Below are 11,226 nucleotides of genomic sequence, written 5' to 3'. Positions count from 1 at the left end.
CTTTTTTTACTCAATGGGACTTATTCAATAAGCGATATAGTACATGGGCAGGGATTTCTAAACTCGTTTATTATCCTGAAAACTATGTAGATCCAACTTTGCGTATTGGTCAAACGAAAATGATGGATACGCTATTACAGTCTATTAGTCAAAATAGTGTTAATAGTGATACGATAGAAGATGCATTTAAAACCTATTTAACCTCTTTTGAGCAAATTGCTAATTTAGAAGTGATTAGTGGTTATCATGATAGTGTAACACTCGATGATGGTATGACTTATTTTATTGGTCGTAATCCTTCAGATAAAATGAGTTACTATTGGCGTAGTGCAGATCATAGCAAAATTAAAGATGCAAAAATGGCTGCCAATGCATGGACAGAATGGACCAAAATTGAGAATGGATTAAACCCGTATAATGGTTTAATTCGCCCTGTTATTTTTAATAGCCGTTTATATATTGCATGGATTGAACGAGTTGAAACCGCAAAAAATAAAACTACGGAAAATATTGAACAAGACATTAAATATAGCTTAAATCTTTCTCATATTCGATATGATGGTTCTTGGAGTTCACCGGTTAATTATGCATTACAAGATGATATAAAAAATTTGGCACATATGAATTTTTATCTAAGTTATAGTGAAGAATTTGATAATTTAATGGTTATATTTTATCAAATGAAAGATAAATATTCACTTGAAGATACTCAGTTTGAAATTTATTATATTGATAATGAATTAAATTTCACGAAAGGAACTGAAAATAAAATTGAATATATTTATGTTAATGCAATAAACGAGTTTGATATATTAGATAATTCAAAAGATAGTATTATTAGAACAGTAAATAATACTTTTATTCGAAGAGATAAAGTAAATTACTCTATTTCTCGTGATCCTATATCGAGTAATTTAATTAAAGATTCTGATTTAGCTTCACTACATGGTAGCTTAATAAATAACCCTAAAGTTGTATTAAATAATAATAATATAACTTGTTCTGTATCTGTATCTGCTTCTGTGAAATGTGAAATAAAAAAATCAATTGAAGTTGTAGAACAAATGAGAAATAATCTTAATGATATATTGTCATTTCATGGTGCTGTTCAAGATGATTTTAAAGATATTTATTATGCTGAGTTTAAATTAGGAACAGAGAAAGAATTTCTCATTGGTCAACCTTCTATAATTAATAAGTATATAAATAAAGTTTTATACTTATTTATTGATGTAAATAAAAATTATATATATATCTATATTGCAGATGAAAAGAATGACTATAAATTAGACCATGATTTTACTAGAAAATTATTTTCAGAAACAACATATATTGGTATTTCTGGTGCAGGCGAGCGTTCTTATGATTTTAGTAAAGACTTTGTTGAAGATAAAGGTTTTTTTATTAAGAATATGAATGGTATTTTTGATGTTGAAAAAATACTAGCACAAAAAAACTTTTCATTTAATTTTTTTATGAGTTTTCTGGGTATAAGTTATGGAATATATGGCAAAGGTGTGCGTGATTTAGAAACATTAAATAACTGGAAGGTTGTTCATGAAAATACATCACAAAACATCAAGGATATTATTATTGAATTAGGAACGACTCATAATCAAAAAACATATAGCCTTAATGATTGGAGTAATAATACAAAACTGAATGATGGAGATAATAGTTTTAATAGTAAAGAAGGAAAGCTTATATTAGATATTCCTGATAGTGAATTTAAGTCTACTGGAAAAACAATAGTAACAGTTAATATTAAAGTTAAAAATAAACAATCAGAGATTTTATCTGAAAAAAGGTTTTCATTCGAAGTTAAACAAATTATTTCTGCCAATGAAAGTAATACGATTAGAGTGAAAATTAATTCAGCAATGGCTCAATATATGTCGATGAACATTGCGAATAGACCGATGCTAGTTCGTTTAAATACCTTATTTGCTCGCCAATTAGTTAAACGAGCCAATATCGGTATTGAGCGCATTTTAACGCTAGATACTCAACGATTACCTGAACCACCTTTAGAGGGCAATACTGATGGTACGATGGATTTCAATGGTGCCAATGCACTCTATTTTTGGGAACTATTCTATTATACACCGATGATGATTGCTAATGTCATGTTAGATGGGCAAAACTATGATGAAGCTAGTCGTTGGTTACGTTACGTCTTTAGCCCTAATGGCTATATTGAAAACGGCATTCATTCTGATCGTGTTTGGAACTCCCAACCCTTGCTTAGTGATACTGCGTGGGATAAAGATCAACTTGACTCCAGTGACCCTGATGCTGTAGCCCAAACTGATCCGATGCACTATAAATTGGCGACCTTTATGAAGTGCCTCGATATTCTAATAGCGCGGGGTGATAGTGCTTACCGTGTATTAGAACGCGACACATTAAATGAAGCCAAAATGTGGTATATGCAAGCTTTGCAGTTATTAGGGGATGAAACTGAGCTAACAGGTAATAATATATGGTCGTCACCAACATTGATGGAGGCTGCATCAAAAATAGCACAGCCAACGCATGCTATTAATGAAAAAGAGGAAGAAACCAGCTTATTACGTACAGCAAACTCACTAACACAATTCTTTTTACCACAAATTAATGAGAAGTTAGCGCAATATCGCGATACATTAAAAATACGTCTGTTTAATTTACGACACAATTTATCTATCGATGGACAACCTCTATCTTTAGCGATTTACGCTACACCTGCTGATCCTAAAGCACTGCAAAATGCCGTTGTTAATCAGTCACAAGGTGGTAGTGCATTGCCAAATGCAACTATGCCAACACAACGTTTCCCTGTAATGTTAAATAGTGCAAAATCAGTGGTTAGTCAGCTTATGCAGTTTGGTAACTCACTTGCCAACATTATTGAACGTCAAGATGCACAAGCATTGTCAGAATTACTCACTACGCAAGGTAGTGAAATTATTCTGCAAAATATGAAGTATCAGGTGAAAAATATTGAGGAGTTTACCCATAACGAGAAAGCGTTAAATGCGTTACGTGCAGGTGCTCAACTTCGCTTAGATCACTATAGCAAGTTGTATGATGAAAATATTAGTACATCAGAACAACAAGCGATGGATCTTTATTTGGCCTCATCGGTACTTAATACGGCAAGTACGGGACTCGGTATAGCGGGTGCTGTTGCAGATTTGGTGCCTAATATTTATGGGCTTGCATTTGGTGGTTCACGTTTTGGTGGAGTCTTTAATGCCACGTCAATGGGATTGCAATTATCAGGCTCTGCTACCCGTATTGCGGCAGATAGGTTAAATCAATCAGAGACTTATCGTCGCCGTCGTGAAGAGTGGAAATTAGCACGCGATAATGCCAAAACGGAAGTCGAACAATTTGATGCAAAGCTTGATGCGTTGAAAATTCGTAAACAAGCAGCAAGTTTGCAGTTAGATACTTTGAAGCTACAGCAACAGCAAACACAAGAACATCTCACCTTCTTACAAAATAAATTTACCAATAAATCATTGTATAACTGGTTACGCGGTAAGCTAATGGCGATTTATAAACCTTTCTATGATTTAACCGTCTCTCATTGTTGTATGGCTGAGCTGGCTTACCAATATGATTTAGGGGAAACACAAACCTTTATTCGCCCAGGAGCATGGCAAGGCACCTATTCAGGATTAATGGCAGGTGAAAGTTTAATGCATAACCTGACTCAAATGGAAAACAGTTATCTTGAGAAAGATAAGCGCGTACTGGAAATGACCAAAATCGTTTCGCTTGATGATGTTTATCAAGGATTAGGTAGTAATAAGTTTAACTTTAATCAAGTGGGTGATGTGATTAATGGAAAAATCACAGCACTAGGTACAACAACAAATGGTATTACCCTGAAAAATGGGCAATTACAGGCAACGATTAAACTCTCTGATTTAGCTATTGATAAGGATTATCCTGCAGAATTGGGTCAATTACGCCGTATTAAACAAATCAGTGTGTCATTACCCGTATTAGTGGGGGCTTATCAAAATATTCGTGCAGTGCTTAATTATGGTGGTAGTGCAGTGAAACCGCGTGGTTGTGGTGCGATTGCGATTTCCCACGGTATGAACGACAGTGGACAGTTCCAACTGAACTTCAATGATGATCGCTATCTGCCATTCGAGGGTATACCCGTTAATGATAACAGTTCATTGACTTTAAGCTTCCCTGATGCCACCGATAAGCAAAAAGAGATGTTACTAACACTTAACGACATCATTCTCCATATTAATTACACCATTCGTTAATTACCTCAACCTTAATTATAGGCTCCTTTTAGGAGCCTATTAGGAGTTCTACATGCAAAATTCAGAGAAACTCTCTTTTGATGCGCCGAATTTACCTAAAGGTGGTGGCGCAGTGACGGGATTAACGGGCAACATGGGCGCTGTTGGTCCCGATGGTGCGGCGATTTTTAGTTTACCGTTGCCCATTAGCCAAGGTCGTGGTTACGCACCTACTTTAGGCTTAACGTATCACAATCAATCAGGTAATGGCGAATTTGGTTTTGGTTGGTCTGTCGGAGTGATGTCTATTCGTCGTCGTACTTCAAAAGGTGTGCCATCGTATTCTCAACAAGATGAGTTTATTGGACCAGAAGGTGAAGTGCTTGTGCCAATTATCAATAAGAAAGGCAAAATTGAAACGGCACAACGTAATGAGTTACTTGGCGTAAAACTCGCTCATCAATATCAAGTGACAACTTATCGTTCACGTATTGAAAAAAGTTTTAGTCGTTTTGAATATTGGTCATTAAATGAGGCTAATGTTTCAGCCAATACACCAAAACAATTTTGGGTGATGTTGAGTGCAAATGGTGAAGTTCACTTATTTGGCTATGAAACCACAGCACAGATTGTCGATAGCCAAAACAGTACGCATGTTGCGCAATGGAACCTCAATGCTTCGGTTTCAGCAATGGGTGAGCAAATTGAATATCACTATCGTGCTGAAGATGAACAAGGTTGTGATCCTCATGAAATTCAATCCCATCCCAATGCGAATACACAACGTTATTTAGATAAAGTGTATTACGGTAATCCTGTTGGTGAACGAGCTTTTCCATGTACTAAAACCGATAACACATTACCTAAAAATGCCTTGTTTACGTTGGTGTTTGATTATGGTGAACGTAGCAACGCATTAGCCGCTTATCCGCAATGGCAGAGCAATTCAGCCTGGGCACTACGTAAAGACTGTTTTTCGCTTTTTCATTATGGTTTTGAAGTCCGTACTCGTCGTTTATGTCGCCAAGTGCTGATGTATCACCGTCTTGAAAGTTTAGAAAAACAAACACCATTGGCAGAAACACCCGAGTTAGTTGCTCGATTAACGCTCACTTACTATGAGTCCGCATCAGGTACTGTTTTAGTCTCAGCACAAAAATCTGCGTTTAACAACAATAAAGATGCGCAGTCGTTAGTGACATTGCCACCGGTTAAATTTGATTGGCAAATGGTGGGTGCGACTAAACAAGCCCAGTGGCAATCACTGGATGAGCTTGCTTCTTTTACACCACAACAGCCTTATCAATATGTTGATTTATTAGGCGAAGGATTGTCTGGCGTGTTGTATCAAGACAGCGGTGCTTGGTGGTATCGCGCACCTGTCAGAAAAGAAGATAAACAAAATCCGAATGCCATAACATGGGATAACCCTAAAAAACTCCCTGTAATTCCATCGTTACGTGGTTCAGCAATGCTGACCGACGTGACGGGTAATGGAAAACTGGAATGGTTAGTTACTCAAGGTGATGTGAGAGGTTATTACACTCAAGATGAAACCAACGCAGGAAATTGGCTAAATTTTGTGCCACTTGATGCCATACCTGTGGAATATTTTCATCCAAGAGCTGAATTAACCTCATTAACGGGTAGTGGCTTTGCAGATTTAGCGCTAATTGGTCCTCGTAGTATTCGTTTTTATGCTGGCTCAGCACAAGGTTGGAAAAGTAGTAAAGAGATTATGCAGGCTGAAGGTGTGACCTTGCCGATTAAGAATATTAATCGTCGTGCTTTAGTCGCATTTAGTGATGTATTAGGCTCAGGTCAGCAACATCTGATTAAAATTGATTACCAAGGTGTGACCTGTTGGGTACATTGTGGTGATGGCAAATTTAACTCACCAATTACTATCCCAGGATTCTCTGCTGATCGCATGAGATTTAATCCTAGTCAGCTCTATTTAGCCGATTTAGATGGCAGTGGTACAACTGACATCATTTATATTCAATCTACTCATTTAGAAGTCTATTTTAACCAAAGTGGTAATCAATTTGTGCGAGGTGATGATATCCCATTACCTAAAGGTGTGCGTTTTGATAACCAATGCCAACTGCAAGTGGCGGATATCCAAGGTCTTGGTGTCGCTAGTATTTTACTGACAAAAGCTTATCCAACACCGCAACATTGGGTGCTTTCTTTGCAAAGTAATAAACCGTGGTTATTAACGTCCATTAATAACAATATGGGGCTTATTCAGAATTTGCATTACCGTAGTTCAGCGCAATATTGGTTAGATGAAAAATCAACTCGTCAACAGCAAAATAAAGCTAAAGCGGTTAGCCACTTACCTTTCGCACTACATACGTTGTGGAAAATTGAAACCATTGATGAAATCACGCAAAGTTGTTTAGCGCAAACTTACAACTATCGTTATGGTGTCTGGGATGGTAAAGAAAAAGAGTTCCGTGGTTTTGGCTGTGTTGAAGCCACCAATGCCGAGTCTTTTAAAAGTGAAGAGAATACCACGGATAAAACACCAAGTGCGTTAACCCGTCAATGGTTCTCAACCGGTAAAACTACTGTTGATGCTCAGTTTTATGACGAGTTTTGGCAAGGCGACAGTGCGGCGTTTTCTCACTTCTCACCACGCTTTACCCAAGGTGATGGAACTTCAGAAAAAGCGTGTAATAACACAGTGCATCAAGAGCACACCTATTGGCTTGAGCGTGGACTGCAAGGTCAATTACTTCGAAAAGAGGTCTATGGATTAGACAATACCGTTGTATCTGATGTGCCTTATGTCGTTACGGAACAACGGCCACAAGTGCGTTTAATTGAAGCGCAAGGGCGCTCACCAGTGGTGATGCCTTCTGTGGTTGAAAGCCGTGACTATCATTATGAGCGTATTGCTTCTGATCCTGCTTGTCATCAACACATTATCTTAGAGCAAGACGGTTATGGTTTTGTCACAAAGACCGTTTCTATCAATTATCCAAGACGCTCTAAAGGCACGATAAATCCTTATCAGCATTATGAAAGCTTGCCAGAGACGTTATGGGCATCCAGTTATGATGATCAACAACATACACTGCATTTAAGTTTATCACGTCAAACTTGTCATCATATTGATCATCCTGCAAGACAGATTTATCAGCTAGGTGTTACAGCAACAACTCGTCAAGATATTTGGACATATGGAGCAGAAAAGCAGCCTAAAGATGGTTTAAGTGTCGAAGCACTATTAGCCACCAATAATTTACTGACACAAAAATCAGTATTTGCTGGGCAACAACAACTTGCTTATATGGATGCCAATGGACGAGCCACATTGCTAGAGCCAGATTTTCCAGCTCGTTTAGCCTATAGCGAAAGTGCAGAATTAGATGAAGAAACTGCAAAAACGATTTCTCAACCTTATCCTGATTTAAAACTAGATGATGCGATGAAAAATGCGGGTTATCAGCAAAAAGAATATGTATTTGCTGATGAAACAGAAAAAGGTAAGAAGCTGTGGGTGAAATCGTTATTAGGCGTTAAAGCCTATGGTTCATTAGCCCAGTTCTATAAGCCACTGGTGTATAAAAAAACAGAGCTTTCTTGTGATTATAACTTACTGTGGGATAAGCAATTCTGTGTATTAATGGGTAAAGGATCTCCTTTAAATACACAAGATTTTCATCTTACTTATGATTGGCGCTTTTTATCACCTAATTCAATAACAGATGAAAACAAAAATCTTCGTCAAGTGACCTTTGATGGTTTTGGTCGTGTAACGACAACCCGTTTTTCAGGGACTGAAAAAGGTCAGGAAAGTGGTTATAGCCATAAAGCCTTTACGATGCCAAATACTGTCGATGAGGCTTTGGTACTGACATCAACTCTGCCTATTGCTACGGGTTTTGTTTATGTCACGGACAGTTGGATGTCTTCATCGTCAAAACTGCCTCCACACGCTCTGCAAATTATGACCGACCGTTATGACAGCGATCCACAACAGCAAATTCGTCAACAAATTGCTTTTAGTGATGGCTTTGGTCGTTTATTGCAAACGTCTGTGAGAGTTGAAGCAGGAGACGTTTTCTTGCGTAGTGAAAAAGGGATATTAGCGATTGATAGCGCACAACAGGTACAGCAAAAAAGTACCACAACACGTTGGGCAATCTCAGGTGAAACAGAATATGACAATAAAGGAAATATAAAACGTATTTATCAGCCTTATTTTTTAAATGATTGGCGTTATGTTTCTGACCATTCTGCGCAACCTCATCGTTTTGCTGATATTCACTATTACGATGCTTTAGGTCGTTTATATGAAGTTATTACGGCGAAAAACTATCGTCGCCATACCATTATTACACCTTGGTTTACGGCTCAGGCAGATGAGAATGACACGTTAACGTAAAGGATTATCAATATGCGGGTTATGTCGATAACCCGCCTTATAGAGGATATTAATTATGCTAGTAGCACCCCCTTATGAAAGCGATGCACTAGCTTGGTTGATTATCGGTGGATTCTCAGCCTGGGGTGGCATTGTGAGGTATTTAATGGAAATTAAGCAAAAACAAATAAAGTGGTCTTGGTTTGGCATTATCAGCCAAATTATGATTTCGGTCTTTACTGGATTATTAGGTGGCTTACTCAGTTTTGAAAGCGGTGCTAGTCGTTATATGTCTTATATGATTGCGGGATTATTCGGTTCTATGGGGAGCACTACATTGATTTGGTTATGGAATCGTGTTTTTGGTATCAATAATATCAAGGAGCCCAAATAACCATGTACATACTAAGTCAACGTAGTCAAAACAACCTAAACGGTGTTCATCAAGATTTAGTGCAAGTGGTATATAAGGCACTGATATTTAGTGAATATGATTTTCTCGTTATTGAAGGAGTGCGTTCATTAGCTCGACAAAAAGAGCTTATGAAGGAAGGTAAAAGCAAAACACTCAATAGCCGTCATTTAACGGGTCATGCTGTAGATATTGTACCGTTAGTGAATGGCTCGATCCCTTGGCATGATTGGTCTGCGTTTGAATCTGTATCAAAAGCGATGAAACAAGCGGCACATCAATTGGGTGTTTCAATGAATTGGGGCGGTGATTGGGTATCGTTTCGTGATGGCCCTCATTATGAGCTGTCTAGAGAGGTATATTCATGAGTCTAACCTGGCTTCTACGCTGGGGATTAAAAGGAGGCGTGTTGTTAGTCATTCTGACCACGCTTCTGGTGATCCGCTATCAGCACAACCAAATTAATCGACTTTCTGAACAAAACAGTCAGCTTGAATATCAACAACGTACATTGCAATCACAATTAATGCAATGGCACGAGCAAGCGGAAAAAATCTCTGAAACGCTCACTCATCAACAAAAGGAGCAACACTATTTAGAGGAAGAAAATCATGCAATACGCCAAGAATTACGGCTACTTCTGGCTCAAACGCCTTGTGCTAATGAGTCTGTGCCTGACGCTGTTATCCAGTTGCAGCAAAACACCCTTAACCGTCGTTAAAGCACCCGAAAAATTTGTACCAACACACTTATTACAGCCCTGTTCAGCACCGTTTTTTAATGTGCAAGTATGGGGGGATTATCCTGATTATGTGGCACGTTTAATGTTGGTATTAGAAAAATGTAATACCGATAAAAAAGCGGTAGTAGAAATATTGGCAACAAAAAATCAGCTTGGTACTCATGAGTTAGATCATAAAAGAAAGCAAATTAAGGAATTATAGAAATATGTCAAATCAACAATTACACACAAGAACGCCAACGGTGGTGGTTCATGATAATCGAGGATCGGCTATTCGAGAAATTAGGTATTGCCGTCATCCTGATACGGTTAACAAAACGGATGAACGTATTACGCGTCACCATTATCATGCTCGCGGTTATTTAGAACGCAGTATTGATGCAAGATTGTATGGAACACAACAATCAAATTCAGCAATACAACCGAATATTCAACAAACGGTGAGTTTAGGGGGCGCATTATCTTTCTCAAAAGGCATTGATAATGGGAATAGCTTTAATCTCAATGATATTGAAGGCACGGTTTCACAACAGATTAATGCAAAAGGTACGGTGACAACGTATGAATATTCTGATCCCAGCGTTGAGCGATATTTAGAGCAAGTCAAAGAAAGAAAATTGGGTGAAAGCCGTATTGCCGTAGTACAAAAATTTAAATGGGGACAAGGAAACGCGAGTGAGTTAATCGATACCAATCAAGTGGGAAAATGTATTGAACACTTTGATACGGCAGGTAAAAAAACGTATAGCAATTATTCTCTCTTGGGGCATGCTATTGCAGAAACACAACAATTGCATATGGGTAGTGTTATTGATTGGAATTCAACTAGTGAAGTAAATGATATTCAACAAGCTGAAAAATTTACCACTCAATATACTTATGATGCGATAGGGGCTGTATTAGAAGAAACCGATGCAAAGGGGAATAAACGCCGTATTGCCTATGATATTGCAGGCTTTGTTAAGCAATCTTGGTTGACCTTAAAAGGGCAATCAGAACAAGTGATTTTACGCGCTTTAACCTATTCAGCTACGGGGCAAAAGCTGCGCGAAGAGCAGGGTAATGGCTTAGTTACCACTTATGAATATGAGCCTGAAACGCAACGTTTACTGCATGTCAAAACGGTGCGTCCTCAAGGTCATGCATTAGGTACGAAGATCATGCAAGATCTGCGTTATGAGTACGATCCCGTCGGCAATATTATCTGTCTGAAAAATGATGCTGAAGCGACTCGCTACTGGCGTAATCAGAAAATTGTGCCTGAAAATCGTTATATCTATGACTCTCTGTATCAATTAGTGAGTGCAACAGGTCGTGAATCCGCCAATCAAAAAACACCTGCATCAATCCAATCTCAAACCATTACCACGTTGGTCAAAGATGCACAAAGTTATACCAATTACACGCGTTTATACGCTTATGACAGAGGCGGTAATTTAAC

General features: G+C 38.1%; 6 protein-coding genes and 1 pseudogene. All 7 read left to right on the top strand.

What is annotated here, in order from left to right:
• Nucleotides 1-4,274, top strand: a 4,274-nt coding sequence (locus tag M983_RS17515) for a Tc toxin subunit A-related protein (RefSeq protein WP_245684025.1), incomplete at its 5' end; no start/stop codon positions are given.
• Nucleotides 4,275-4,326: 52 nt separating this feature from the next.
• Nucleotides 4,327-8,652 (top strand): SpvB/TcaC N-terminal domain-containing protein, encoded by a 4,326-nt coding sequence (locus M983_RS06495; protein ID WP_066748861.1) that lies wholly within the window; start codon nt 4,327-4,329, stop codon nt 8,650-8,652.
• A gap of 55 nt (nt 8,653-8,707) precedes the next feature.
• Nucleotides 8,708-9,025 carry a phage holin family protein gene (locus M983_RS06490; RefSeq protein ID WP_066748859.1) on the top strand — a complete coding sequence of 106 codons (318 nt, stop codon included), beginning with the start codon at nt 8,708-8,710 and terminating at the stop codon, nt 9,023-9,025.
• Nucleotides 9,026-9,027: 2 nt separating this feature from the next.
• Nucleotides 9,028-9,411, top strand: a complete 384-nt coding sequence (locus M983_RS06485; protein WP_066748857.1) for a M15 family metallopeptidase — start codon at nt 9,028-9,030, stop codon at nt 9,409-9,411.
• Nucleotides 9,408-9,764: a DUF2570 domain-containing protein gene (locus tag M983_RS06480; RefSeq protein ID WP_066748856.1), complete on the top strand. Its 357-nt coding sequence runs from the start codon at nt 9,408-9,410 to the stop codon at nt 9,762-9,764. The genes M983_RS06485 and M983_RS06480 overlap by 4 nt, the downstream gene beginning before the upstream one ends.
• Complete coding sequence (gene lysC / locus M983_RS17370) at nt 9,706-9,987, top strand: Rz1-like lysis system protein LysC (RefSeq protein WP_123822400.1); 282 nt, start codon at nt 9,706-9,708, stop codon at nt 9,985-9,987. Before M983_RS06480 ends, lysC begins: the two co-directional genes overlap by 59 nt.
• 4 nt (nt 9,988-9,991) lie before the next feature.
• Nucleotides 9,992-11,226, top strand: a pseudogene (locus M983_RS06475) (RHS repeat protein); the annotation flags it as partial.

Source organism: Proteus myxofaciens ATCC 19692, assembly GCF_001654855.1.
In the GTDB taxonomy this organism is placed as follows: Bacteria; Pseudomonadota; Gammaproteobacteria; order Enterobacterales; family Enterobacteriaceae; genus Proteus; species Proteus myxofaciens.
The sequence above is the reverse complement of the archived record's forward strand: the minus strand, read 5'-3'. Positions and strand labels throughout refer to the sequence as shown.